General features: G+C 64.2%; 25 protein-coding genes. 13 read left to right on the top strand and 12 right to left on the bottom strand.

Translation table 11 applies throughout. The features are described from left to right. The first annotated feature begins 1 nt into the window (after position 1). The 5 genes from DEVEQU_RS10045 to DEVEQU_RS10025 all read left to right on the top strand — a co-directional run bounded on the left by DEVEQU_RS10045 (position 2) and on the right by DEVEQU_RS10025 (position 2,740). Complete coding sequence (locus DEVEQU_RS10045) at positions 2–634, top strand: MOSC domain-containing protein (RefSeq protein ID WP_164550340.1); 633 nt, start codon at positions 2–4, stop codon at positions 632–634. Positions 635–748: 114 nt separating this feature from the next. Next, on the top strand, positions 749–1,216 hold the full coding sequence (locus DEVEQU_RS10040; RefSeq protein ID WP_126150436.1) for a YbaK/EbsC family protein: 468 nt from the start codon (positions 749–751) through the stop codon (positions 1,214–1,216). Then, the gene (locus DEVEQU_RS10035) at positions 1,198–1,830 is read left to right on the top strand and encodes a class I SAM-dependent methyltransferase (protein WP_223214167.1); all 633 of its coding nucleotides are present in this window, start codon (positions 1,198–1,200) and stop codon (positions 1,828–1,830) included. The genes DEVEQU_RS10040 and DEVEQU_RS10035 overlap by 19 nt, the downstream gene beginning before the upstream one ends. Before the next feature lie 124 nt (positions 1,831–1,954). Next, positions 1,955–2,383 (top strand): PACE efflux transporter, encoded by a 429-nt coding sequence (locus DEVEQU_RS10030; protein WP_126150434.1) that lies wholly within the window; start codon positions 1,955–1,957, stop codon positions 2,381–2,383. A 42-nt stretch (positions 2,384–2,425) separates the two neighbouring features. Next, entirely contained in the window at positions 2,426–2,740 is a 315-nt protein-coding gene (locus DEVEQU_RS10025) for a hypothetical protein (RefSeq protein WP_126150433.1), read from the top strand. Positions 2,741–2,827: 87 nt separating this feature from the next. On the opposite strand, the gene ispG is transcribed toward DEVEQU_RS10025, so the two are convergent. Next, on the bottom strand, positions 2,828–4,069 hold the full coding sequence (gene ispG / locus DEVEQU_RS10020) for a flavodoxin-dependent (E)-4-hydroxy-3-methylbut-2-enyl-diphosphate synthase (protein WP_126150432.1): 1,242 nt from the start codon (positions 4,067–4,069) through the stop codon (positions 2,828–2,830). Between the two features lie 93 nt (positions 4,070–4,162). On the opposite strand from ispG, the gene DEVEQU_RS10015 reads away from it, so the two are divergent. Then, positions 4,163–4,561 carry an iron chaperone gene (locus DEVEQU_RS10015; protein WP_126150431.1) on the top strand — a complete coding sequence of 133 codons (399 nt, stop codon included), beginning with the start codon at positions 4,163–4,165 and terminating at the stop codon, positions 4,559–4,561. A 581-nt stretch (positions 4,562–5,142) separates the two neighbouring features. On the opposite strand, the gene DEVEQU_RS10010 is transcribed toward DEVEQU_RS10015, so the two are convergent. Next, positions 5,143–6,723 (bottom strand): ABC-F family ATP-binding cassette domain-containing protein, encoded by a 1,581-nt coding sequence (locus DEVEQU_RS10010; RefSeq protein WP_126150430.1) that lies wholly within the window; start codon positions 6,721–6,723, stop codon positions 5,143–5,145. 181 nt (positions 6,724–6,904) lie between these two features. Here DEVEQU_RS10010 and DEVEQU_RS10005 point away from each other — a divergent pair, with 181 nt between their 5' ends. Together DEVEQU_RS10005 and DEVEQU_RS10000 are read left to right on the top strand one after the other, a co-directional pair. After that, positions 6,905–7,516: a LysE family translocator gene (locus tag DEVEQU_RS10005; protein WP_126150429.1), complete on the top strand. Its 612-nt coding sequence runs from the start codon at positions 6,905–6,907 to the stop codon at positions 7,514–7,516. Between the two features lie 63 nt (positions 7,517–7,579). Next, positions 7,580–7,765, top strand: a complete 186-nt coding sequence (locus tag DEVEQU_RS10000) for a hypothetical protein (protein ID WP_126150428.1) — start codon at positions 7,580–7,582, stop codon at positions 7,763–7,765. Positions 7,766–7,783: 18 nt separating this feature from the next. Here the strand turns inward: DEVEQU_RS10000 and DEVEQU_RS09995 are convergent, their stop codons facing one another. Then, positions 7,784–9,952, bottom strand: a complete 2,169-nt coding sequence (locus DEVEQU_RS09995; RefSeq protein ID WP_126150427.1) for a malate synthase G — start codon at positions 9,950–9,952, stop codon at positions 7,784–7,786. A 131-nt stretch (positions 9,953–10,083) separates the two neighbouring features. Here DEVEQU_RS09995 and DEVEQU_RS09990 point away from each other — a divergent pair, with 131 nt between their 5' ends. Both DEVEQU_RS09990 and DEVEQU_RS09985 read left to right on the top strand, forming a co-directional pair. Beyond that, a complete protein-coding gene (locus DEVEQU_RS09990) occupies positions 10,084–10,890 on the top strand; it encodes an IclR family transcriptional regulator (RefSeq protein ID WP_126150426.1) in 807 nt (268 codons plus the stop codon). Positions 10,891–10,922: 32 nt separating this feature from the next. Next, positions 10,923–11,585: an HAD-IA family hydrolase gene (locus tag DEVEQU_RS09985; protein WP_126150425.1), complete on the top strand. Its 663-nt coding sequence runs from the start codon at positions 10,923–10,925 to the stop codon at positions 11,583–11,585. A 3-nt stretch (positions 11,586–11,588) separates the two neighbouring features. Here DEVEQU_RS09985 and DEVEQU_RS09980 read toward each other — a convergent pair whose 3' ends face one another. Beyond that, positions 11,589–12,614 (bottom strand): LacI family transcriptional regulator, encoded by a 1,026-nt coding sequence (locus DEVEQU_RS09980; RefSeq protein WP_126150424.1) that lies wholly within the window; start codon positions 12,612–12,614, stop codon positions 11,589–11,591. Positions 12,615–12,892: 278 nt separating this feature from the next. Between DEVEQU_RS09980 and DEVEQU_RS09975 the strand changes: the two genes are divergently transcribed. The 3 genes from DEVEQU_RS09975 to DEVEQU_RS09965 are packed head-to-tail and all read left to right on the top strand — an operon-like array spanning position 12,893 to position 16,789. Next, positions 12,893–14,065 (top strand): FIST signal transduction protein, encoded by a 1,173-nt coding sequence (locus tag DEVEQU_RS09975; protein ID WP_223214166.1) that lies wholly within the window; start codon positions 12,893–12,895, stop codon positions 14,063–14,065. Between the two features lies 1 nt (position 14,066). Next, positions 14,067–15,992, top strand: coding sequence for a putative bifunctional diguanylate cyclase/phosphodiesterase (locus tag DEVEQU_RS09970; protein ID WP_126150422.1), 1,926 nt, complete (start codon positions 14,067–14,069; stop codon positions 15,990–15,992). Between the two features lie 59 nt (positions 15,993–16,051). Then, positions 16,052–16,789 carry a phosphatase PAP2 family protein gene (locus tag DEVEQU_RS09965; protein WP_126150421.1) on the top strand — a complete coding sequence of 246 codons (738 nt, stop codon included), beginning with the start codon at positions 16,052–16,054 and terminating at the stop codon, positions 16,787–16,789. A 16-nt stretch (positions 16,790–16,805) separates the two neighbouring features. Here DEVEQU_RS09965 and DEVEQU_RS09960 read toward each other — a convergent pair whose 3' ends face one another. The 8 genes from DEVEQU_RS09960 to DEVEQU_RS09925 all read right to left on the bottom strand — a co-directional run bounded on the left by DEVEQU_RS09960 (position 16,806) and on the right by DEVEQU_RS09925 (position 25,420). Further along, on the bottom strand, positions 16,806–17,687 hold the full coding sequence (locus tag DEVEQU_RS09960) for a DMT family transporter (RefSeq protein WP_126150420.1): 882 nt from the start codon (positions 17,685–17,687) through the stop codon (positions 16,806–16,808). Continuing rightward, complete coding sequence (locus DEVEQU_RS09955; protein WP_126150419.1) at positions 17,684–18,106, bottom strand: GNAT family N-acetyltransferase; 423 nt, start codon at positions 18,104–18,106, stop codon at positions 17,684–17,686. Before DEVEQU_RS09955 ends, DEVEQU_RS09960 begins: the two co-directional genes overlap by 4 nt. A 4-nt stretch (positions 18,107–18,110) precedes the next feature. Next, the gene (locus DEVEQU_RS09950) at positions 18,111–19,229 is read right to left on the bottom strand and encodes an anhydro-N-acetylmuramic acid kinase (protein WP_126150418.1); all 1,119 of its coding nucleotides are present in this window, start codon (positions 19,227–19,229) and stop codon (positions 18,111–18,113) included. Positions 19,230–19,238: 9 nt separating this feature from the next. Then, complete coding sequence (locus DEVEQU_RS09945; protein ID WP_126150417.1) at positions 19,239–20,231, bottom strand: serine hydrolase domain-containing protein; 993 nt, start codon at positions 20,229–20,231, stop codon at positions 19,239–19,241. Then, complete coding sequence (locus DEVEQU_RS09940; RefSeq protein ID WP_126150416.1) at positions 20,228–21,958, bottom strand: ABC transporter ATP-binding protein; 1,731 nt, start codon at positions 21,956–21,958, stop codon at positions 20,228–20,230. Before DEVEQU_RS09940 ends, DEVEQU_RS09945 begins: the two co-directional genes overlap by 4 nt. Further along, on the bottom strand, positions 21,955–22,797 hold the full coding sequence (locus tag DEVEQU_RS09935; RefSeq protein ID WP_126150415.1) for an ABC transporter permease: 843 nt from the start codon (positions 22,795–22,797) through the stop codon (positions 21,955–21,957). Before DEVEQU_RS09935 ends, DEVEQU_RS09940 begins: the two co-directional genes overlap by 4 nt. Then, on the bottom strand, positions 22,797–23,756 hold the full coding sequence (locus DEVEQU_RS09930) for an ABC transporter permease (RefSeq protein ID WP_126150414.1): 960 nt from the start codon (positions 23,754–23,756) through the stop codon (positions 22,797–22,799). Before DEVEQU_RS09930 ends, DEVEQU_RS09935 begins: the two co-directional genes overlap by 1 nt. A gap of 146 nt (positions 23,757–23,902) precedes the next feature. After that, the gene (locus DEVEQU_RS09925) at positions 23,903–25,420 is read right to left on the bottom strand and encodes an ABC transporter substrate-binding protein (RefSeq protein ID WP_126150413.1); all 1,518 of its coding nucleotides are present in this window, start codon (positions 25,418–25,420) and stop codon (positions 23,903–23,905) included. Positions 25,421–25,633 lie beyond the last annotated feature (213 nt).

Below are 25,633 nucleotides of genomic sequence, written 5' to 3'. Positions count from 1 at the left end.
CATGGCCAGCCTCCTCAGCGTCAATATCGGCGCGCCGCGCAACATCCCCGGCACCGGCACGCTCACGGGCATCTATAAGGAGCCCGTATCCGGCCCGGTCGCCATCACCCGCGACGGCATTCCTGGCGATGTCATTGCCGACCGGCGCCACCATGGCGGCGTGGACCAGGCCATCTATGTCTATTTCCAGGCCGATTACGACTTTTGGGCCGACCAAGGCGTAACAACCTTTCCCGGCCTCTTCGGCGAAAACGTCACCATTGAAGGACCAGACAGCGCCTCGGCCTGCATTGGCGACCGCTTCGCCATCGGCGATTGCGTGCTGGAAGTGAGTTATCACCGCACGCCCTGCATGACCTTTTCCGCCAAGATGGGCGATCCGCGCTGGCTGAAACGCTTCCACAAGGCCCGGCGGCCCGGCGCCTATTGCCGGGTGCTCCAGCCTGGCAGCGTCGCGGCGGGCATGGCGGTGATCGCAATGCCCTTTGCCGGCGAGCGCATTTCGGTGGCCGAACTCATGGGCTTTGACGGCGTGGCCGATATCCCGCGCGATTTCATGAGCCGGGCACTCACCACGCCCATCCGCGACAAGACGCGGTTCAAATACGAAAACCGGCTGGCGAGCTTGTTTTGAGCCAAGCCCCAACGATCGTCGCCACCCGGCTTGACCTTGGGGTCCATGCCCAGGACGCTGGAATGCCCGGTCAAGCCGGGCAATGACGTCCATCAGAGTTTTAGAGCTATCCCAATGAGCCTTTCTTCCGTCCAAACCGATCTCGCCGCCCGCGCCCCCGACCTCTCGGTCATCGTCACCGAGGCCTCGACCGCCACCGTGCAACTGGCCGCCGAAGTGCATGGGGTCGAGCCGGGCCAGATCGCCAAGACCTTGTGCATCCGGGTGCGAGACGAAGAATTTCTGCTCGTCACGCGCGGCGATGCGCGGCTCGACAATGCCAAATCCAAGTCCGCCTTTGGCGGCCGCCCGCGCATGCTGGGCGCCGAGGATGTGCTGCGGCTGACCAGCCATGAAGTGGGCGGGGTGTGCCCCTTCGGCCTGCCGGCGCCGCTGCCGATCTATCTCGACGTCTCGCTCAAGATCTACGACCAGGTGCTGCCGGCCGGCGGCGACACCCATGCCTCGGTCAAACTTTCGGTCGAGCGCCTGGCCGAGCTGTGCGGCAGACAATGGGTGGATGCGTGCCAGCTGCCGGAATAGGCCCCTCGCCAGCAGACTTTATCCGCACGCGCCTGCCTTTGGTGCCGCTCTCCTTCCGTCCCGATATCGCGCTGCATCAACCCACGCCGAAGTCAGGCCTGATCGCCTTTCTGGCCAGCCAGGGCCGCACCGATGACCCGCCTTTTTGGGCCTATGCCTGGGCAGGTGGGGCCGCCCTGGCGCTGTATCTCCGCGACCATCAGGAGATCGTGGACGGCCGCTCGGTGCTGGATTTCGGGGCGGGCTCAGGCCTCGTTGGCATCGCGGCCGCCAAGGCCGGCGCGACTAAGGTGCTGTCCTTCGAGCCCGACCCCTTGGGGCAGACAGCACTGGCGCTCAATGCCGACGCCAATGGCGTGCGCATAACATCGGCCAATGCCGACGCCGCGGCTGACATCGTCCTTGCCGGCGACGTCTTTTATGACGCCGATGTCGCCGCGCGCACGCTGCCGACGCTTGCCGCCCATGCCGCCCGCGGCGCCACTGTTCTTATCGGCGATCCCTTTCGCCGCGACCTGCCACGCGACCGGATCGAGCAGATTGGCGCGTATGACGTGCCTGACATGGGCTCCGCCGCTTTGGTGCGAGCGGGTATCTTTGCCCTGCGCCCCTAGAATATCGGATATGCCCCGGCGATCTTGCCGCCTTAGCCGCCCTGTCCTATATCTCCCCGCGTGAGGACGACCTCCCCCGTCATGGGTATCGTTTCGGGACGGCCCGGCAGTTTTGGAGAGCGCCATGCGCACCACCGCCGACCGTATCCGCCACGCCATTTCCTTCGAAGTCATAGGCATTATTCTGGCGACCCCCTTGGCCGCCTTCGCCTTCCACCTGCCCGGTGAAAACAGCGCCGTCATCGTCGTGGCCAGCGCCACCGTCGCCATGATCTGGAACTATGTTTACAATCTTGGCTTCGACCATCTGATGGTGCGCGTGCGCCGCACCACCGAAAAGACCACGCCCATTCGCGTCGCCCATGCGGTGTTCTTCGAGTTGGGCCTGCTCGCCATCATGCTGCCGGCCATCGCCTGGTATCTGCAGATTTCGATCTGGCAGGCGCTGGTCATGGATATCGCGCTGGCGGTTTTCTATATGGCCTATGCCTTCGTCTTCAACTGGGCCTATGATCGGGTGTTTCCGCTGCCCGAATGGCAAGAAAATGCCTGATTGTGCGGTCAGCATAGCTTTCTGCGCAACCAGGACCACATCATGCTGAAACCCCTCGCCATCCTTGCCATCACCCTTGGCGGCGTCTCCCTCGCCACCGCTGCGTCGGACGACGCCTGGGCCGAATTCGCCAAAGAGGTGGAGGATGCCTGCCTCACCGCGACTAAAGGCGTCTTCACCGAACCCACGGCGACGGTCGATCCTTTCGGCAGCGAGAGCTATGGGCTTGCACTGGTCTCCGGCGCCTTTCCGAGCGGCGGCGAGGGCGCCATTATCTGCGTCTTCGACAAGCAAGCCAAGACCGTCGAGATCGGCGGCGAGCTGCCTGTCATGGTGATGTCGCAGGACGCCGAATAGATCAGATCTGGCCCATCAGCTTGAGCCCGCCCAGCACGAGCAACAGCATGGCCATCCAGAACAGTCGGCGCTGATTGCGTTCGTTCATCATTCGGCGGCGTCCTGCCGGCCAGTGCCGAACTTCTTTTCGATATAGTCGGCCACCATCACCTTGAACTGGTCGGCCACGTCTGCCCCGCGCAGCGTGGCCACCTTCTCGCCATCGACAAACACCGGCGCGGCCGGGGTTTCCCCAGTACCGGGCAGCGAAATGCCGATATTGGCATGCTTGCTCTCGCCCGGCCCATTAACGATGCAGCCCATCACCGCCACCGACAGCGTCTCGACGCCCGGATAGCGCTCGCGCCATTCCGGCATCGAGGTGTTGAGGTGATCCTGGATATCCTTGGCCAGGGTCTGGAACGTCGTCGAGGTGGTGCGGCCGCAGCCCGGGCAGGCGGCGACAACCGGCAGGAACTGCCGAAAGCCCATGGTCTGCAGCAATTCCTGCGCCACCTTGACCTCGGTGGTGCGATCCCCGCCCGGCTCTGGCGTGAGCGAAATGCGGATGGTGTCGCCAATGCCCTGCTGCAAGAGGATGCCCAGCGCGGCTGATGAAGCGACGATGCCCTTGGAGCCCATGCCCGCCTCGGTGAGACCGAGATGGAGCGCATAGTCGCAGCGCGCGGCGAGGTCCTGATAGACCGCGATCAGGTGCTGGACGTCGGAAACCTTGGTGGAGAGCAGTATCTGGTCGCGGCGCATGCCCAGCTCTTCTGCACGAGCGGCCGAGAGCAGCGCCGACTGGATGATCGCTTCGCGCTGCACGGCGGCGGCCGAAATCGGATTGGCCGAGACGGCATTCTCGTCCATCAGCCGGGTGAGCAGTTCTTCATCCAGCGAGCCCCAATTGACCCCGATGCGCACCGGCTTGTCATAGCGGTTGGCGATCTCGATCAGCGTCGCGAATTGCGTGTCGCGCTTGGCCTTGAACCCCACATTGCCCGGATTGATGCGGTACTTGGCCAGAGCCTCGGCACAGGCCGGATGGTCGGTCAGCAGCTTGTGGCCGATATAGTGGAAGTCACCCACCAGCGGCACGTCATAGCCCATAAAGGCCAGGCGATCGCGGATGATGGGTACGGCCGCGGCGCTCTCGTCGCGATCGACGGTAATGCGCACGATTTCCGAGCCGGCGCGGGCCAGCTGCATGACCTGTTTTACGGTCGCATCGATATCGGCAGTGTCCGTATTGGTCATGGATTGCACCACGACCGGCGCGCCGCCGCCCACCATGACGCCACCGACATTGACGCCAACCGACTGCCTGCGCTGTGCTGGACCGGCCATTTCACACCCCGTTCAATATCGTCTCCGAGATAGGCCTTCCCTTTTGCGCGCGCAACTGAACAATAAAGTGACGGGGCGCAGAAGGAGGAGAGGATGAGCGAAGAGACCGATGCCACGGTCCGCATCGATGCCTATCTTGACGGGCTGGAGCCACCCTTCCGCGCGGCGCTGAGCCATCTGCGCGCCGTGATCCGCACTGCGGCGCCACAGGCCGAGGAAGTCATCACCTATGCCATGCCCGGCATCGCTCTTGATGGGGCCCTGGTCGCCTATTGCGCCTTCAAGAAGCACTGCTCGCTGTTTCCGATGGGCAATGCCGTGTTCCTTGGCATGGAAGCAGAAATAGCTCCCTGGCGCACCTCCAAGGGCACACTGCAATTCCCACCCGACGCGCTGCCACCGGATGCGTTGATCACCAGGATCGTCGAGGCGCGCGTGGCGGAAAACCGCGCCAAGGCCGCGGCGAAAAAGGCCAAGCGGCGCAAGGGGTGATTGCCGGGCGTGTTTTGAATGCCCCGTTGGTCTGCGCTCGGACCCCGGACGCCCCTCACCGCCGTCTAGGGTTCAAGGGGCCTTTGGCTCCGCAACTGGCCCTCGGGTCAAGCCCGAGGGCGGCATGGTGTGGGGTGCCAGTGGGGAGCGTTTTCCCAATAGTGGAAGCACCTCAGCGCAGGGCTCTCCCCGCCAAGTTACAAAAACCTAGACCATTTCCAACCAAGGTGGACTCAGGGCGCTTTCGCCTCCCTCCCCCTTGAGGGGAGGGATTGAGGGTGGGGGTCCATCAGTGAATCACTGAACCACCCCCCACCCCGGCCCTCCCCCTCAAGGGGGGAGGGGGCGATAGAGCCGCGTCAGCCAGAACGTGAAACGATCTAGGGTCGCCCGCTCCAACACAAGAGCAGCAGTGACGGCCCAACCTTGGGAGGTCAGATGCGTCACACACCCACCGATCGTCACCCTCGGCCTTGAGCCGAGGGTTCTCAACTTTTGGATGCCTCGGCCAAGTACAGGCCCCTCGGGTCAAGCCCGAGGGTGACGTCCTGAATGTTTGAAGCGTTGTCTACTCACCACCCTCACCCCAGAACCACCTCCCGTTCCACCCCGATATTGTTTAGAAATGTCCGGTCGTGGCTGATGACGAGGAGCGCGCCGTCATAGGCGCGGAGGCCCGCTTCCACCACTTCGATGGCCTCGATATCGAGGTGGTTGGTCGGCTCGTCCAGCACCACCAGAATGGGCGGCCGCGTGCCACCGAGCGCACAGGCGAGGCCGGCGCGCAGCATCTCACCGCCGCTCAGCGTGCCCACCATTTGCAGCGCCGCATCGTTGCGGAACTTGAAGGCGGCGAGCAGCGCCCGGCAGTCATTGATCGGACTATCAGGATTGATGCGGCGGAAATTGTCGAGAATGGACTGGCTGCGGTCGAGCAGGCCGACCTGCTGGTCGAGCAGCGCCATCTCGCCGCCAAGCGTCACGGTGCCGCTGCTAGGCGGCAGCTGGCCGGTCAGCAGTTTCAGGAGCGTGGTCTTGCCCGCGCCGTTTGGGCCGGTGATGGCGACACGCTCCGGACCGATGATCTCGAATGCAGCATTGCGGATGATCGGATGCTCGGTGTCATAGCCGCCGCTGAGATCGGTGGCGCGCAGCACCAGCTTGCCCGCATGTAGTCCGCTCGACGGCAGTTTTACCGCGAAGGGCGCCAACACCTCGATACGGGCCCGCGCCGTCTCCGCCTCCGCCCGGGCGGCGTCGGTCTGCCTTTCGGCCAGCCGGTCGAGACCGCCGGTCGTTTCCTCGGCCCGGCGCTTGAGCCCGCCGAGCAGGATGCGCGGTATGCCGCCCTTGGCGGCCGTCCGCTTGCCCGAGGCATTGCGTTTTTCCTGCCGCTCGCGGGCCTCCTGTGCCGCCCGTGCCGCATCCCGGACCTGCCGGTCGGCAACATCGAAATCGTGCTGCGCCGAAGCCAGCTCCAGCGCCTTGCGCTCGCGATAGAGCGTGTAATTGCCGCCATAAGTGCTGGCGCCGAGGCTGGTGAGCTCGACAATGGCATCCATGGTGTCGAGCAGCGTGCGGTCGTGGCTGATGACCACGGCCGCGCCGCGCCAGGACTTCAGCATCCTGGCCACTGCCAGCCGGCCCTCGGCATCGAGATTATTGGTCGGCTCATCGAGGAGGATTATGTCGGGCGCGTCGAACACCAAAGCCGCCAGTGCCGCGCGCGTGCGCTGCCCGCCCGAGAGCGTCGAGAGCAATGTCTGTGCAGACACATCGAGCTGCAATCCGGCCAGCGCTTCAGCCAGCCGCGCATCGAGCGTCCAGTCCACCTCGGCCAGCGCCTCGGCATCGGCCTCGCCCGCCATCGCGCGTTCGAGCAGCTCCAGACCCGCCCGTACGCCGAACAGATCGGCAATGGTGTCCTCGGGACCCGGCTGCACCTCCTGACGCAAAACGCCAAGGCGCCCGCTCACCGCTATGCTGCCGGAGGTGGGGGTGAGCTCGCCTGAGATCAGGCGCAGAAGCGTGGTCTTGCCGACGCCATTGCGGCCGACAAGGCCAGTGCGCCCGGCACCGAAGCTGAGATCAAGATTGGAAAAGAGAGTGCGGCTATCAGGACCGCTATAGGTCAACCGCGACAGGGTAATGGAAAAAGGCATGGATCGAGATTTCCTCAAGGGCAATGCAGGTGGGCTTTGCGTTGAGGATGCGATCCATTGCGTACCGTCCGGTCGGGTTGCGATGCGCAGAACATAATGCGTGAAAAGGCAACGTCAAGCGCTCTGGCAAATCGGCGAGCCGGGGAGTAGGGTCCGCCCGCTAATTTCGGGATGCCGGCAGATGGACGTTTTCACCCTCACCACCTTCACCATTGCCTATGCCATTGCGGTGCTGGTTCCGGGGCCGGGCGTGGCCGCCGTGGTGGCGCGGGCGCTGGGCGGCGGCTTCAAGGGCGCCTTCCCCATGGTGCTGGGCATTCTGGCGGGCGACCTCGTCTATTTCCTGTTCGCCGTCTTCGGCCTTGCCGCCATCGCCACTTGGTTCGGCCCGGTCTTCACCGTGGTGCGCTGGGCGGGTGCCGCTTATCTCCTTTATATCGCTTACAAATTCTGGACCGCCCGCCCCGGCTCCGAACAGATGAAGCCCAAGAACGAAGACCCTTGGAAGACCTTCCTTGCCGGCTTTTCGCTGACCATGGGCAATCCCAAGACCATCGTCTTCTACCTCGCCATCCTGCCCTCGGTGGTGCCGCTGGGCGAGATGAACCCCGTTGCCTTCATCGAACTCACCACCATCGTGGTCGTGGTGCTGCTGGTGATTGCCTGCGGCTATGCCTGGCTGGCTTCGGCGGCGCGCGAACTGTTCCGCAGCGAACGGGCGCTCGGCCGCCTCAACAAGACCGCCGGCGCGATGATGGCAGGCGCCGCCGGCCTCGTGATCTTCCAGCATTAGGGCCAGTTCAGGATTTGCTAACCTTTTCTTGTCAGCCTTTTTGGCATGGCAAGTGTAAGCAAAATGTCCCAGATGTCCTCGTACGAGCAGATGCAGGTCTGGCGCGAACGCCGCAAGGCGGGCTACGAGCGGTTCCAGCAATTCGCCGCCGTGGCCAATTCGCTGAACTCCATCAAGACCAACGAAGCCATCGGCATGGGCAACATCGTCTCCAAGGTCGCCTACCAGCGCATCTCCAAGAAGGCCTGATCACGGGGCCTTTCCGGGTCACCCCCGCTGCGCTGCCTTGGCTTGCCGGCGGCGGCGGTGGAGGATGGGCTCGGTATAGCCCGAGGGTTGCGAGACGCCTTCGAACACCAGTTCGCGCGCCGCATTGAAGGCGATGCCCTCATAAGCCGGGGCCATGGGCTGGTAGAGCGGGTCGCCTTCATTCTGCTGATCCACCGCCACGGCCATGCGCCGGAACGCCGCCTCGACCGCTTCGCGCGTGGTGACGCCGTGCAACAGCCAATTGGCCAGGTGTTGGGCTGAAATGCGCAAGGTGGCGCGGTCTTCCATCAGCGCCACGTCATTGATGTCGGGCACCTTGGAGCAGCCAATGCCCTGGTCGATCCAGCGCACCACATAGCCCAGGATCGACTGGCAGGAATTGTCGAGCTCGCGCCGCACCTCCTCTTCGGAGAGATTGCGGCCCGCAAGCAGCGGCGGGGTCAGGATCTTGCCGAGGTCTGCCGGCGTGCGATGGCGGAGCTCCGCCTGCACCTTGGGTACGTCGACCTCGTGATAATGCAGCGCATGCAAAGTGGCGGCGGTTGGCGAGGGCACCCAGGCGGTGTTGGCCCCGGCCTTGGGATGACCGGCCTTGGTGGCGAGCATTTCCGCCATGGCGTCGGGCTTGGCCCACATGCCCTTGCCGATCTGCGCATGACCGGAGAGGCCGGCCGCCAGGCCCACATCGACATTGTTGTCCTCGTAGGCAGAGAGCCAGGCGGAGCCCTTCATGTCGTTCTTGGGCAGCACCGGTCCGGCCTGCATCGAGGTATGGATTTCGTCACCCGTGCGGTCGAGGAAGCCGGTATTGATGAACACCAGACGGTCCTTCACGGCGCGGATGGTCTCCTTGAGATTGGCCGAGGTACGGCGCTCCTCGTCCATGACCCCGATCTTGAGCGTGTTGCGGGCCAGGCCCAGCACATCCTCGATGCGGTCGAAGAGATCATTGGCGAAGGCGGCTTCCTCGGGCCCATGCATCTTGGGCTTGACGATGTAGACGCTGCCGGCGCGGCTATTGCGCGGGCCGGAGGTCTTGGCCAGGTCATGCATGGCGCAGAGGCTCGTCACCATGCCATCGAGAATGCCTTCGGGGGTTTCAGCGCCGTCCAGCAGCACCGCATCGGTGGTCATCAGATGCCCGACATTGCGCACCAGCAGCAGACTGCGCCCTGGCAGCGTCAACGCCTTGCCGTCCGGCGCGACGAAGCTGCGGTCCGGATTGAGCCGGCGCGTCATAGACTTGCCGCCCTTTTCGAAACTCTCGGTCAGGTCGCCCGTCATCAGGCCCAGCCAGTTGCGATAGGCCACCACCTTGTCCTCGGCATCCACCGCCGCGACGGAATCCTCGCAGTCCTGGATGGCCGTCAGCGCCGCCTCGACCACCACGTCCTTGAGGCCGGAAGGGCTGAGCTTGCCGATCGGGCTCTCGGGATCGAACTGCAGTTCGAGGTGCAATTGGTGATGGCGGAACAGCAGCGACTGCGTGGCGCCCTGCCCGGCCGTGCCGACAAAGGCGCTGGGATCGTCGAGACCGGTCTCGGTGCCGTCAGCGAGCGTGACGCGCACCGCGCCATCGATCACGGCATAGCTACGGGCACCCGCATGGCTGCCGCCGGACAGCGGAACGGCCTGGTCCAGAAACTGCGCCGCCCGCGTCACCACGGCCGCGCCGCGCGCCGGATTATAGCCCTTGCCCGGCAAGAGATCGCCGGATTGCTCGATGGCATCCGAGCCATAGAGCGCGTCATAGAGGCTGCCCCAGCGCGCATTGGCGGCATTGAGCGCGAAGCGGGCATTCATTACCGGCACCACCAGTTGCGGCCCCGCCAGAGTGGCGATCTCGGCATCGACCTTGCCGGTGCCTATAGTGAAGTTCGGACCCTGTGGCACGAGATAGCCGATCTGGGTGAGAAAGGCGCGGTAACCGGCGGGGTCGAGAGCCTGGCCGCCATTCTGGCAATGCCAGTCATCGATCTGGCTTTGCAACCGGTCGCGCGTCTCGAGCAGCGCCTTGTTGCGGGGCGCGAGCTCGCGCAGCAATGCCGCGTAGCCGCCCCAGAACTGCCCCGCATTGACCCCGGTCCCCGGCAGCGCCTCGTTCTCCACGAATGTGGCGAGACCGGCATCGACCTTGAGGCCAGAACGATCGACATAAGAGGACATGGCAGCCAGCTCCATCGCTTCCAAAATGCGTCAGCTCAAGCCATAGGATTGGCCGTTCGGTCAGTCGATTGGCGGCATTTTTCTTTTCCGCATGGTGGAATGTGCTTTTGAAAACAGTGTAGCATCGCCTCATGAGCACCCAAGCCAAAGCCCCGACCGAGAAGCGCGACGGATCGGTCCAGTCGGTGGAACGGGCCTTGAGCCTGCTGGAAGCGCTGGGCCAGGACGAAGATGGATTGCGGCTCACCGATCTGGCGGAACGCTGCCAATTGTCCGCCTCCACCGCCCATCGCCTGCTGACGACGCTGCAAAAGCGGCGTTTCGTCGAGTTCGACCGCAGCGACGGGCTCTGGCATGTGGGGCGGCAGGCCTTTGCGGTCGGCGCCGCCTTCACCCGCCACCGCAATTTCGTCGCCGTGGCCATTCCCTTCCTCAAGACCCTGCGTGATCGGACGCGTGAAACCGCCAATCTCGGGATTATCGAAGAGGGCGAGCTGGTGACCCTGGCGCAGGTGGAAAGCCGCGAGATCATGCGCGCCACCTCCACCGTCGGCGGCCGCTCGCCCATCTATGCCACCGGCATGGGCAAGGCCATTCTGGCCACCTATCCCGAGGATGCGGTGCCGCCAATCCTCCCCAAGGGCCCCTGGCGACGGCTGACCGCCCACACCCTGCCCGGCCAGGCCGAATTCATGGCCGCGCTCAACACCGTGCGCCAAAGCGGCTATGCGCTCGATGACGAGGAATTCCTCACCGGCCTGCGCTGCGTGGCCGCGCCGGTGTTCAATGCACGCGGCGAAGCCTTCTGCGCCATTTCCATCAGCGGGCTGGCGTCGCGCGTGACGCCCGACCGTCTCCCCGAAATCGGCGCATTGGTGATCGACACCGCCGCCGCCATCACCACGGCGCTGGGCGGCCACATGCCCGCCTCGCCCTGATCCCTCCGCCTATAGCAAGGACGCCTATTCCTATGAGCCATTCCGGTCGCCGCGCCGTGCTGTTCGATCTCGACGGCACCCTGATCGATTCCGTGCCTGATATTGCCGGCGCTCTCAACGAACTGATGGGTCTCGACGAGCTGCCGCCCTTTTCGGTCGATGAGGTGCGCCGCATGATCGGCCGGGGCGTCAATGTGCTGGTCCAGCGCGCTTATACGGCGCGTCAGTTCACCCCGCAAAGCCTGGTCACCCGGCTCAATGACATGCACGAAATCTACGGCCGTTATCTTACCGGTGCCACCGTGCCGATGCCGGGCGCCATGGCAGTGCTGAAGCAATTGCACGCAGAGGCCATGCCCATGGCACTGGTGACCAATAAGCTGCTGACTGCCACCGAAACCATTGTCGACCATTTCGCCTGGCGACCCTATTTCGGCACCATTATCGGCGATGGCGCAGGTCTCACCCTCAAGCCAGCGCCCGATATGCTGCTGGCTGCCTGTGAGCGTCTCGGCGTCTCGCCGAAAGATGCCGCCATGGTCGGCGACAGCGCCGCTGACATCGACTCCGCCCGCCGCGCCGGCATCTTCGCCATCGTGGTACGCGGCGGCTATGTCACCGAACCGGTGGAAACCTTTGGCGCCGATGTGGTGCTCGACGATCTCAATGGACTGCTCGGTGCGTTGGTGCGTTAGAGACTAGACCCAGTTCGGAACAGGCTCGGCCAGCACTTGCAACTCGGTTACCAGCGCGCCCTCGATGCGTCTGAGCAGCAGGCGCGTCAGCGCCTCTCCGGCACCCAGAATATCCTCGCCGATGGCATCGAGATGGGGGGACAGCGCCGGCAGGATGCCGGAGGTCTGCTTGTAGATCAGCTCGATCCCGCGACCCGGCGGCAGGCCACCATCCTGCAAGCCGCCGATCAACGCGATGGTGCGCATTTCGCTGTCGCAGATAATGCCGTCCGGTCGCGCATCCGGCGCCGCCTGCGCAAAACCCAGCCCCAATTGGCGCAGGTCGGCGGGCGTGTGCACGCCCTCCAGCACCTCGCCCACGAGCCCCAGCCGGACCGTGCTGTCGCGAAAACTGCCGACGATGTTGTGGTAGTTCATGGTGGTGTTATCGCCAATGATCAGCGCAACGCGCCGACAGCCTTTTTCAGCCAGCCGCGCCACGGCCAGCGCCGCAAAATTCTCCGCATGGAGATCGTAATAGGGATGGCGCGCCTGAAAGGCGGTGCGGCCATGGCTGACAAAGGGAAAGCCCGCCTCGATCATCAGTTGCACTCGCCTGTCCTGCCGGCCCGTATGGGTGATGATGACGCCGTCTGCATTGCGGTTGTGCAGGATGTGCCGGATGGTGTCGGTGGATTGCTGGCGGTCGAATTCGGGCGTCACCGTCAGGTGATAGGCCGTGCCCTTCAGCGCCTGGCCGATGCCCTGGATCATCTGCCGGGCGAAATCCACAGAGTCCTCGGTTCCGTCCATGACCAGGGCAATCATATTGGTCTTGCCGGTGCGCAGTCGCACGCCGGCGCGATCGGGCACATAACCCAGCTGCCGGGCGGTCTCTGTGACCTTGTCGCGCGTGTCTTGCTTGAGAGTTGAGCCGCCGCGCAAAGCCAGCGACACGGTGGAGAGGCTGAGCCCGGTGGCTTCAGCAATGGTGCGCAACGTGACGCGCTGGCGCCGTTGCGAGGATGCACCATGGTTGTCTTCGGTCATACCTTGGCCCTTTCCGGTCTCATCCTATAGCGGAGAGTCCCGATCGCGGCCAAGCGCGCCGTGCGCCAGCGGACAAACACAGGAGCGCAGGCAAACAGATCATTCACCTTTCCGGCGCGAAGTCTGCGAGCAGGCAAGTGTCATAAGTATATGTTGACCTTTGACCCCATAGCCTTGGGGCATTCGCTTGTTCGAACACCAATAACAGCGCCAGAAGGCACAAAGTCATGGTTTCGGTTCAGTCATTTGTCGCAGCCGCCGAGGAGACAGATCAGGCATTGAAATCGTTGTCGGTGCAATGCGCCGGGCTGCGGGATCAGGTATCCTTCGCCTGCATCTTCTACGATGAACGCCATGACGACCGCCTGATCCACGCCTTTCTCGAAGACCATTTCGCCGGTGTGCCCGTCATCGGCGGCACCTCATGCGGCGGCGCCATGAGCGCCCAGGGGCTGGGCGGCGAGGGCTCCATCGGCCTGCTCGCCGTCATCGATCCGAACGGAGAATACGGCGTCGCCACTGCCTCATTGCAGGGCGACATTGCCAGCGTGGCCGAAGCGACGCTGCACCGTGCCCTCGCGAATGCCAGTTGCCCTGGCGAGCTGCCCGAACTGGTCTGGGTGTATCAGGCCCCCGGCCAGGAAGAGCTGGTGATCGAGGGCCTGCGCCGCGTCGTCGGCGACCGCTGCCCCATCATTGGCGGCAGTTCTGCCGACAACACCGTGGCCGGACGCTGGAGGCAACTCGGCCCCGATGGTCCCATGGCTCATGGACTGGTGGTGGCGGTACTGTTCTCCTCGGGCGGCATCAGCTTTGCCTTTCAGGGCGGTTACGAGCCGGCCGGCCCCAGCGGCGTCGTCACCAAGGTCGCCTATGAACCGCTCGGCAGTTCGGGGGTCGTCACCAGCGCCCGCGGTCGCACCATCGTCTCCATCGACGGCGAGCCTGCAGCCCAGGTCTACAATCGCTGGACCCAGGGCGCGGTGGCCGAGAAGCTGGGCGGTGGCAATATCCTGATGGAAACCACCATGCATCCATTGGGTATCGACGTGGGCAAGATTGGCGATGTGCCGCATTATCTCGTCGTCCATCCCGACCAGGTGCTGGCCGATGGTTCGCTCTGCACCTTTGCCGATATCGCCGAGGGCACAACCCTGTTCAGCATGCGCGGTGACAAGACCAGGCTGGTCGAACGCGCCGGCAAGGTTGCCACCGCCGCCGCCAACGGCCTGCCGGGCGGTCCTGAAAGTCTTGCGGGCGGTCTCGTCGTTTACTGCGCCGGCTGCCGCCTGGCCGTGGACGACCAGATGGACGAGGTCGCCACCACCATTGCCGAGAGTTTTGACGGCAGTCCCTTTATCGGCTGCTTTACCTTTGGCGAACAAGGGCAGGTGCTTGGACACAATGCCCATGGCAATCTCATGATCTCGGCAATTGCGTTTGGGCGCTGACATGGCCAATTCGGAGGAATTGCGGGAAACCATCGTCTCGATGCAGCGAGAGATCGATGTGCTGCGCCGCGAAAAGGGGCACGCCACCACCCTGCTCAATGCGCTCGATGCCCTGCTGGTGGTTCCCGGGGGCGACGACCCCTTTGCCAGTGTCTTCGACGCCTTGCTGCCCATGTTCGAGGCACAACTGGCCATCGTGCTGGAGCAGGCCTCGCCCAGCGAGGACATTCTCGACTGCGTGGCATCCAATGATCCCAGCCTCACCGGATCGCGTTGGCGGCCCGATAGCCGCATCAACAAAGTGCTGAGCGGGCGGATCGTCACCACGCTGTCCAGCCACGAACTCAATGCCTGCCGGCTGTCGGGCGATGGCAGGCTCGCCAGCAATCAGCCGGCGCTGTATCTGCCGCTGGGTCAGCGCGGGCGCAGGGGTCTGCTGATCCTGCTGCGCAAAGAAGGCGAGCCGGGCTTCGACCGCGCGCATGTGGCGCTTGCCGGCAAGTTCTCCCTGCTCGCATCACACGCTCTCGCCGCGCGCAACGCCCAGCGCAGCGAGGTGGAAAGCCAGCGGCTCAAGCAGCTGACGCATCAGCTCACCGAAAGCCAGGAAACGCTCGCCTTCCGTGCCAACCACGACCAGCTGACGGGCCTTTCCAACCGCACCCATATCGAGGAATTGGTCGACAGCCGTCTCGCCCAGAAGGCGGAGGGCGAGAAGTTGGCGCTCGCCTTCATCGATCTCGACGACTTCAAGCGCGTCAACGACCTCTACGGCCACACCAAGGGCGATGCCCTGCTTACCGGCGTTGCCAACCGCATTCGCTCCCAGATCCGCAAATCCGACATTCTCGGCCGCATCAGCGGCGACGAATTCGTCGTCGTGCTCGACCCCTATGAGGAACGGCGCGACGTCTCGGCACTGATGGCGCGCATCCACAAGCTGCTCGAACGGCCCTTCGACATCGAAGGCACGCAGATCAAGACCTCGGGTTCGATCGGGGTGGCACTCTATCCCACCCACGGCGCCAGTTACGAGGCGCTGCGCCGCAATGCCGACGCCGCCATGTATCGCGCCAAATCCGTGTCCAAGGGCGGCACCGAATTCTTCAGCCGTTCGCTGGGCCGCGCCATGTCGGATCGGCTGCGTCTGGAACAGCGCCTGCGCGAGGCCTTTGAAAATCAGCGGTTCAAATGCGTGCTGCAGGGCAAGTTCGATACCCGCACCCGCCAGATCCTCGGCTTTGAGGTACTGGTGCGCTGGGTGGACGAACGCGGCCACATCCACGCCCCCGGCACTTTCCTGCAGCCGGCGAGTGAACTGGGCCTGCTCGACGGCATTGCCAGCATGCAACTCGAAGAGCTTTTGGGCCGTCTGCCGGCGCTCGACGCCCGCTTCGGCGACAGTGTCAAATACAGCTTCAACGTCTCCGCCGACCAGGCCTCGCGCCCCGGCTTCATGAAGCAGATCATCCGCCAATTGACCAATTCGGGCCGGGCGGAGCGTTTCACCTTCGAACTCACCGAGGAATCCTTCCTCAAGGCCGAGGCCTTCCAGTCTCAGGTTCTGCCGCATTTGCGCAGCGCCGGCATCGGCATATCCATCGATGATTTCGGCACTGGCTATTCCTCGCTTTCGCTCTTGGCCAATATCACTGCCGACGAGATCAAGATCGATCGCTCCTTCATCAAGGATATCGACAATCGCGGTGACCACCAATCGATCCTGCGGGCCATCGAGTCATTGGGCAAGGCGCTCAATGTCAGCGTGGTGGCAGAGGGAATCGAGACCGAGAACGAGCTGCTCTATCTCCAGGACCATACCGGCATCAGCTATGGCCAGGGCTTTCTGTTCCATCGCCCGGCCTTTATCGATGACTTGCTTTCGAGCGCCGAGATCAGCACAAGATCGGCGACGCGCCGCGCCTGATCGGGCAGCGCGGAACGTCTGGTGGCACCAGGCGTTGCCAGTGGCAAACCGAGAAGCAGATGTTCGACACGCTCAATCGCTCCCCCCTCGTCCAGAAACTGCGCCAGTTCGTTACCAACGAGACAAGGCTGCTGATCTCCATCGGCCTGGTTTCGGGGCTGGTGCTGACCTTTCTCTTCATCGCCGACCTGATGATCGAAGGCGAGGTCGAGGCCTTCGACCGCTCCATCCTCATGCTGTTCCGCGACCCGGCCAACCCCAATCAGGTGATCGGCCCCACCTGGATGCACGAAATGGTGCGCGATATCACCTCCCTGGGCAGTTTTGCGCTGCTGGGGCTGATCGTTATCGGGGTATGCTCCTACCTGCTGCTGGCCCACAAGCGCATCGAGGCGGCGGTGGTGGCCGTGTCGGTCGTCACCGGTACCATTCTCAGCACCGTGCTGAAGATGAGCTACAATCGCCCCCGCCCCGAGCTCGAGGTGATGTCGCACCAGTTCACCTCCAGCTTTCCGAGCGGCCATTCGCTGATTTCGGCGGTAACCTATCTGACCCTGGGCGCCGTGCTCTCGCGTTTCGCGCCGACGCGGCAGCAGCGCATCTTCATCTTCTCGCTCGCGGTCTTCCTCACCCTCATCGTCGGGCTAAGCCGTCTCTATATGGGCGTGCATTTTCCCAGCGATATTCTGGCGGGCTGGTGCCTGGGGGCCGCTTGGGCCTTGCTGTGGAGCATGGTCGCCTTCCAGCTGCAGAGCCGCGGCGCCATCGAAAAGCCGGACGAAGACAAATACGGCTGAGACGCCCGGCGGCGCCTTATTCGGCCGCCGCTGCCCGTGCGGAGCGCCTGGTATTGATCACGCAGGCGCCGACGATGAGAATGGCGCCGGCCCAGAAAGCCAGTTGCGGAATTTCGCCGAAAAAGACGAAGCCCAGCACCGCCGCCCACAGCAAAGCCGTATAGTCGATCACCGCGAATACCGAGACGGGGATCAGCCGCAGCCCGTTTATGACCAGTACAAAGCCGGCGGCGCCGAGAAAACCGATCAGCCCCATCAGACCCAGTGTCGGCGGCGTCAGCTCCGGCAATGGGCCAAAGGCCAGCGGCAGCACCAGCAGGGCCGCCACCAGCGACTGACCCAGCGTCATCGCCGCCGGCTGCTCGCTGCTCGAGTGATGTTTCAGCAGTGCCAGCACCAGCGCATAGGTGAATGGCGCCAGCAGCGCCGCGGCCCAGGCCAGCGGCTCACCGGCACCCGCGCCGAACTCGGCACCATCGCCACCCAGAATGATGATCCCCGCACCCACCGCGCCGAGCAGCAAGGCCAGCCAAGCCGGCCCGTTGAGCCTTTCCTTGAACACCACGGCCCCGAGCAGGGTCACATAGAGCGGCGCCGTCATGCCGAGCGCCGCCACCACCGCCAACGGCAGGCGGCCGACGGCGTAGAAGAACATCGTGGCGGTCGCCACCAGCAGTGCTCCGCGCAGGGCCTGCCGTCCCAGATCCGTGAGCTTTGGCCATTGCCCTCGCGTCAACACGATCCACAAAGCCAGCCAGATCGCGGCGCCGAGAAAGCGCACGAAGACGATCTGGAAGGTGGACACCTGCGCACCCAGCGCCTTGGCTACGGCATCCATGCTGCACATGATGGCAATGCCGCCGGCGCTCAGCAGGACGCCTTTTGTGCTCTGGTTCATGAAAGGCTCTTGGACAGGAAAGTGCGGGTGCGGCCCTTGGGAAAATCGGGCAGCTCTCCGAAGACCTGATAGCCCGCCTTCAGGTAGACGTGAAGGCCATGGGGATTAAACGTGTCGATATAGGCGCCGTGGCAGCCGCGCTGCCTGGCCTCTGCCTCGGCTTTTGCCAGCAGCTGTCCGGCCATGCCCCGCCCGCGCTGGCTCTCATCGACCCAGAGCCATTGCACATAGAGCCAGCCCCAGCCCGTATAGCCGGACAGACCCGCCACCAGCCCATTCTCACCGCGCACGAAGACCGCCAGCGGCCGCCGATCCGAGGGACCGGCATCGGCATCGTTGAACGCCGTGAGGTTCGCGCCCAGTGCTGCCAGATCGGCCGCATCAGGCGTTTCAGTCAGCTCCAGAAGCGGCGCATCCATGGCGTCAGGCGGCCAGCACGCCGCCGGTCAGCGGATGCGGCGCGCCGGTGGTGGTGGGGAAGCTGATGGGCAGGCCGCGCAGCACGCGCACCGCGAGGAAAGCGAAACATTCCGCCTCGATGGCATCACCGCGCCAACCCACGGCCTCCGCCGGAACCGCCACGACCCCGGCCCGGTCGGGCAGCATTTTCATAATCGCCGGATTGTGCCGGCCGCCGCCGCAGACGACGAGCTTTTCCGGCCGCTGCGGCAAGAGGTCGAGCGCCTTGCCCACGGCGCCGGTGGTGAACGCGGTGAGCGTTGCGGCACCATCATCGGCATTGAGCCCATCGGCCATGGTGGAGAGGAAGTCGAAACGATCGAGCGACTTGGGATAAGGCGCACTGAGATAGGGGTGTGTCAGCAGCGTTTTGAGCCGCGCTTCGTCCACTGTCCCACGCAAGGCGCGCGCGCCATCACGGTCCATGTCGCCCAGGCCCAGGCCCTTGATGAAATCATTGATCGGCGCATTGGCCGGGCCGGTATCGAAGGCCACCAATATGTCCTTGCCATCCCAGAAGGTGACATTGGCGACACCACCCAGATTGAGCACAGCCGTCTTGCCATCCGTGGCGCCAATCTTCCTGAGCAGCGCCTGATGATAGAGCGCCGCCAAAGGCGCCCCCTGCCCGCCCGCACGCACATCGGCGGAGCGGAAATCATAGGCGACCTTGATGCCGGTGAGCTCATGCATGAGCGCGCCATTGCCCAATTGCCGCGTCGCGCCGATGCGTTCCGGCTGCGGAGCGCGATGCAGCACGGACTGGCCATGGAAGCCGATGATGCCGATGTCTTGAGGCATGAGGCCGGCCTGCTTGACCAGATCCAGCACTGCCGCGGACTGCGCGCGGGTCAGCGCATCCTCGGCTTCAGCGAAGATAGCAGGCTCGGGGCCCTCGAAATTCCACACGCGGGCTTGTGCCAGGGTTTCCTCGAGCAGGTCGCGGATCGATTGCGGATAGGGCGCCAGCGTATAGGCGCCAAAACTGTCGACGCTTTCGCCATCGCTGCGCAGCAGGGCCACGTCAATATTTCCGTCCAGAACGGTCCCCGTCATCAGCCCAATGGCCCAGGTCGGCTGCATCGCCCTCTCCTATTCAGCGTTGATCAGGTCACCCACGGCCCGGCGCAGCGCAAAGATGCCGCTGTCGAAATGGCGCGTGGGGTGCACCCGGTTGGTCAGCAGGGTCCAGGCCTGGCCACGGGCGAAATCGATCCAGATGCCGGTGCCGGTAAAGCCGGTATGGCCGATGGTTTGGGGTGTGCACAATTCGCCGCCCGACCAGCCGTCATAGGGCCGTTCCCAGCCATGGGTGCGACGCGCCGAAAGCGGCGTGCGGATGAGCGCGTCCGAACCGGCATTGGCCAGCTTGTCGGCGGCGAAATCGAGCATCGAGGCCACCGTGCCGAAGAGCCCGGCATGGCCGGCGCCCTGCAGCGCCGAGCAATTGTCGTCATGCACCTCGCCCACCAGCACGCGGTGGCGCCAGTAGCAGTCCTCGGTCGCCGCCGCATTGGCCGGATCGGCCGACCAGGCAAAGCCGGGACCGGGGTCCATATCGCGGATCCATTTGCCCTCGATGCGCTCCAGCGCCAGGCCGAGCAGGATGTAGTTGATGTCGGAATAGACCGATGGCCCCGCCGCGAATTCGTGCTGCAACAGGAAGGTACGCAACAAGTCGGGATCGCGGCCATAGGTATAGAGCGGAAATACCGCCGGAAACGGTGTCTGGTGCCCGAGGCACTGCCGGAAGGTCACCCGGCGTTCCCAATTGTCGAGATTGTAGTGCCGATAGTCGGGCAAAACAGTGGTCAGCGGCGCATCGAGATCGATCCGTCCTTCCGCCGCCAGTGCGATGATGCGGTCGGTGGTGAACGCCACCTTGCTGATCGAGGCGAGATCGAACCAGGTGTCCTCCCGCATCGGCCGGCGCTCCGGCACGATCTCGGCAAAACCGATGGCGCGCACGGCGCGATTGCCGGATGCATCCACAACGCCCAAGACGCCACCGGGAATACGGCCCGCCTCAACGGCAGCGTCCAGCGGCACAAAGGCGCGCTCGAGTTGATCGTGCACAGCGCTCATCGTCCATCCTCCAGCCGCACGCGATGATCGGCGCCGGCATCGCGCCAGGCTGCCGGGGGCGGCTCATAGCCGGCCGGGCGCACCAGCGAGGGCACCTGCGTCACATCGACGGCAAAATGCTGCTTGCGCCGTTCCACTGCCGGAACAGCCGAGATCAGTCGCTTGGTATAACTGTGTTGCGGGTCGGAGAGCACAGCGCGTGCGTCGCCGATCTCGACCACCTGCCCGGCATACATGACCGCGATCCGGTGCGCGATGCGCTCCACCACCGCCATGTCGTGGGAGATGAAGAGATAGGCCAGCCCGAATTCGCGCTGCAGATCGACCAGCAGGTCCAGCACCTTGGCCTGCACCGACACGTCGAGCGCCGACACGGCTTCGTCCAGCACCACCACGTCGGGATTGAGCATCAGCGCCCGCGCGATGCAGAGACGTTGGCGCTGACCACCGGAGAATTGGTGCGGAAAGCGCACCAGCGCGTCCTGTGGCAGGCCGACGCGTTCGAGCAGAAAGGCCATGCGCTTGCGCAGCGTGTCGTCCAGCTTCTGGCCTTTGGCGATGGCCGGCTCGGCCAAGAGCGCCTCGACATTGAGCCGGGGATTGAGCGAAGCGAACGGGTCCTGGAACACCATCTGGATCGGACGCTTCGACCGCCCCGCCGCCGTTGCGATCTCACCGCGCTGCCGGCTCACCAGGCCGAGCAGCGCCTTGGCCGTGGTCGACTTGCCCGAGCCGGACTCGCCCACAATGGCCAGGGTCTCGCCCGGCATCAATTCGAAGCTGACGCCATCGACGGCATGCACGGCGGATTTTGGCTTGAACAGCCCCTTGCCGACAGCAAACCGCACCACCAGATCGTCCACTGCCACCACCGGCTGCCGGGTTTCGGTGCGGGCGCCATCGTCGCGCACCGACTGCCCGGCGGTGAAATGCGGCACGGCCTGTAGCAGATGCCTGGTATAGTCGTGCTGCGGATGATCGAGCACCGCGCCGGTATCGTTCTGCTCCACCGCCACGCCTTGCTGCATCACCATGATGCGGTCGGCAATACCGGCCACAAGGCCGATATCGTGGGTGATGAAGATCATCGCCATGTCGGTCTCGGCGCGCAATTCGGCGAGCAGCGCCATGATCTGGGCCTGCACCGTCACGTCGAGCGCGGTGGTCGGCTCGTCGGCAATCAGCAGGCGGGGCGCACTGGCCAGCGCCATGGCGATCATGACGCGCTGGCGCATGCCGCCCGAGAGTTGGTGCGGATAATAGCCGAGCCGTGTCCTGGCGTCAGGAATGCGCACGCGATCGAGCACATCGAGCGCCGCCTGCTTGGCCGCAGCCCCCACAAGGCCGCGATTGAGCTTGAACGCCTCTTCGATCTGCGCCCCGATCGTGTGCACCGGATTGAGCGAAGTCATCGGCTCCTGGAAGATCATCCCGACTTCGCTGCCGCGAATGTGGCGCAGGGTCTTTTCCTTGGCCTTGGCCACGTCGAGCACGCTGCCGTCTTCCCGGGTGAGGAGAATGGAGCCGCCGGTGACCATGCCGCCGCCGAAATCGACAAGGCGATTGATCGACAGCGCCGTCACCGACTTGCCCGAACCGGACTCGCCGACAATGGCGAGCGTCTGGCCCCGGTCGAGGTCGAAGCTGACCCCGCGCACCACTTCATTGGCCTTGGGGTCGCGGCCGAAGCCGACGCGCAGATCGCGAACGGAAAGCAGCGTGCTCATGCCGTCCTCCTCTGGGTGCGCGGATCGAGAATATCGCGCAGGGCATCGCCGGTGAGGTTGAACCCCAAAATGCCGAGCATGATGGTCAGCGCCGGGAAGATCATCAGCCAGGGCGCCTGCTGCATCAGGTTCTTGCTTTCCGATAGCATGAGGCCGAGCGAGGGGGTCGGCGGCTGCGTGCCCAGCCCGAGGAAGGAGAGGCCCGCCTCGGTCAGCAGGGCCCACGCCAGTGCCAGGGTCACCTGCACCGCCAGCGGCGCGACCAGGTTCAGCAAAAGATGCCGTGTGAGAATATAGGGCTGCGAGCTGCCGAAGGTGCGGGCGGCATCAACGAAATCACGCTGTTTCAGCGACAGCGCCGGCCCGCGCACCACGCGGGCAAAGATCGGCGTATAGACGATGCCGATGGCGGCGACGCTGGTGAAGGTGCCGGGACCGACAATGGCGATGATCAAGAGCGCCAGAAGGATTGCCGGAAAGGCCAGCAGCACATCCATGATGCGCATCAAGATGCCGTCCCAGAGCGAACCCCACCAGGCCGCGAGCAGCCCGATAATGGTTCCGGCAATGGTTGCCACCGCCACCGAGAGGAAGGCGATGATCATCGACTGCCCGATACCGACCATCAGCCGGCTGAACGTGTCGCGACCAAGCAGGTCCGTGCCCATCCAGAAGCTGGCGCTGGGCGGCTTCAGCCGGTCGAGCATGAACTGCTTCAGCGCATTGTTGGGTGTCAGTCCCAGCGCGCCCAGAAGGGCGGCGATCAGATAGAGGCCGATGATGAAGACGCCGATACGTCCGGACGGATGCCGGATCAGCGCGGAAAACACCTTGCCCATCAGCGACCTCCCAACCGAATGCGCGGGTCGAGCGCCACATAGGCCAGATCGACAAGAAGGTTCACGACAAGGAAATTGAAGGCGATGAACAAGACGGTTCCCTGCACCAGCGCATAGTCGCGCTGCGTAATGGCATCGAGCACCAGCCGGCCGAGGCCCGGCAGCGCGAAAATCTGTTCGACGATGACGGCGCCGCCCAGGAGATAGCCGAACTCCACCCCCGACAGCGTCACCACCGGAATGAGCGCATTGGGCAGCGCATGGCGCCACACCACGCTCATTGACGAGGCGCCCTTGGAACGGGCGGTACGGATATAGTCGTCGCTCAAGACATCGAGCATGGCCGAGCGCGAAATGCGCATGACCGAGGCCGCGAAGGCAAAGCCCAGCGTCACCGCCGGGAAGAACAATTGCCCGATACTGGCCAGCGGATCGACGAAAAGCGGGGTGAACGTACCCATGGCCGGCACCATGCCGAAATAGACCGAGAGCACATAGATGATGAGAATGCCGATGACGAAGGCCGGCGTCGACTGGCCAAGCATGGCCAGGATGCGCACCACGAGATCGGTGGGCTTTTCATTGCGCGTCGCGGCCAGAACGCCAAGCGGCACGCCGACGCTGAGCGCGATGACCATGGACATCAGCGCCAGCTGCAGGGTCAGCGGAAAGCGCTCGAGAATGACCGAGAGCACCGGCTTGGCATAGATCGAGGAAATGCCCAGATCGCCCTGGAACAGACCGGACAGCCAGCGCCAATATTGGATCCACACCGGCTGGTCGATGCCGAAATAGGCCGCCAGCGCCGCGCGCTGCGCCGGGGTCATCATGCCGGCCTCGGTGCCGAGCATGGCGATGATCGCATCGCCCGGGATCAGCCGGATCGACACAAAGACCAGGATCGACACGCCCAGGAGGATGAAGGGGAATGTCAGCAGGCGCTGCGCCACATAGTTCATGGCAAGTCGTTCTCCGTACCTGCTTCATTCAAACACAATCGGGCAGCAAAGCCACCTCGCCGCCTCCCGTTCAGGAGTGGCTGGCCAGGAAGGCCAAACCCCTCCCCTCCGTGAAGAGGGGAGGAGCAATTCGGAAAAGGCTGATCTTACTGGATCGACACCTTGGTCAGGCCGAACAGCGTGCCTGTCGGCGAGGATTCAAAGCCGGTGACGGTCTTGAGCTGAGCCGTGTAGCTGTAGCCGGTCGAGAGCCACAGCCAGGGCGAAAGCTCGGCCAGGCGGCTTTCGAAGGTGTGGAAGATTTCGACGCGCTTGGCCGGATCGGTTTCGGCCTGGCCCTGCTTCATCAGGCTATCGAGCTCGTCATCGGTGAAGTTCGAGACCTTCACCAGATTGCCGTCCTTGGTGAAATAGCGGTTATACATCGGGAACGGGTCCGGACGGCCACCATTCTGGGCCACGGCCATGTCGAAATCACCCTTGAGCCAGGTGTCGACGTAGACGTTGAGTTCCATGATCTCGATTTCGAGATTGATGCCGATCTCGGCCAGCTGGGCCTGCAGCACCTGGGCTTCGGATGCGGCAACCGGCGGCTCGCCGGTAGCGGCGATCACCTTGGCGGTGAAGCCATCGACACCAGCCTCGGCCATCAGCGCCTTGGCCTTCTCGACGTCCTGCTCATAGCAGAACAGCGTGCTCGGATCCTGGGCGAAGGCCGGCATGGTCAGGGGGCCAGTCACCTTGCCTTCGCCGGCCAGCGCCGCATCGATGATTTCCTGGCGGTTGATGGCGCAGGACATGGCCTGACGCACGAGGAGATTGTCCATCGGCGCCCGCGACGGGTTGAGCTGGAGCACGTTGTAGGCCAGCACGCCGACGCGGTTGAGCTCGAGGTTCGGCTCGTTCGGCACCATGGTGGCGACCAGCGGGTCGTTCAGCAGAGCGAAATCGGTCTGGCCGGCGCGCAGCGAGGCGAGGATCGCGGTTTCGTCCGGCAGCACGGAGATGGTGATGCCATCGATGGCAAGGTCGCCACCGGCCCAGTCGGCATTGGCGCTCAGCACTTCCTTGGCATTGGGCTCCCAGGAATCGAGCTTGAACGGGCCCGAACCCAAAGCCGTGGTGCCGACGCTACCGGCGGTGATTTCGCTGGCCGGCAGAATGGCGGCATTGATCGTGGCCATGGCGACCAGGATCGGCACGTCAGCAGTGGAGAGGTTGAACACCACCGTCTCGGCATCGGGTGTATCGATGCTGGCGATAGACAGGAAGTTGGAGCGGGCAGCGGCGGAGGTGGCTTCGTCGAGGATACGCTCAAACGAGGCCTTCACGTCTGCCGAAGTGACCTGCGCGCCATTGGTGAACTTGGCGTTGGGGTCGAGCTTGAAGGTCAGCGTCTTGGCGTCGGAGGCGAATTCCCAGCTCGTGGCGATGGCGGGAACGACGTTCAGCTCGGCATCGAGGCGCACCAGCGGCTCATAGATGAGTTCGAGCAGGCGCAGCGACGAGAAGGCCGTCTGCTTGTGCGGGTCTAGACCGGTGGCGTCCTGCGACCAGGCCATGCGCAGGCTTGCAGCCTGCACCGGCAGGGCAAAGACCGAGGTCGAAAGCGCGGTGGCGATGGCAAGTCCGGCGATCAGCTTGCGCGGCGTGGTCCATTGCATTGTCGTATCCCTCCTTTGGATAGCGTTCCGCCCTGAAGCGGAGTGCAAATGCTGTCCTGGCCACCCCTCCCTCTCCCGCAACCGACCGGCCGCAGAGGCCGAGGGCGAGCGTGACCTCGGGATGAAGCCTAGGAAGTCTGGAGCCTGCCTGTCAATGATTTTCAGACTTTCCAACAAGTCTGAACTTTTGTTTCACAGCGCCGGAAATTTCTG

The sequence above is a fragment of the Devosia equisanguinis genome (genome assembly GCF_900631955.1).
In the GTDB taxonomy this organism is placed as follows: Bacteria; Pseudomonadota; Alphaproteobacteria; order Rhizobiales; family Devosiaceae; genus Devosia; species Devosia equisanguinis.
Note: the sequence above shows the minus strand (reverse complement) of the source record. Positions and strands in the feature narration are given on the sequence as shown.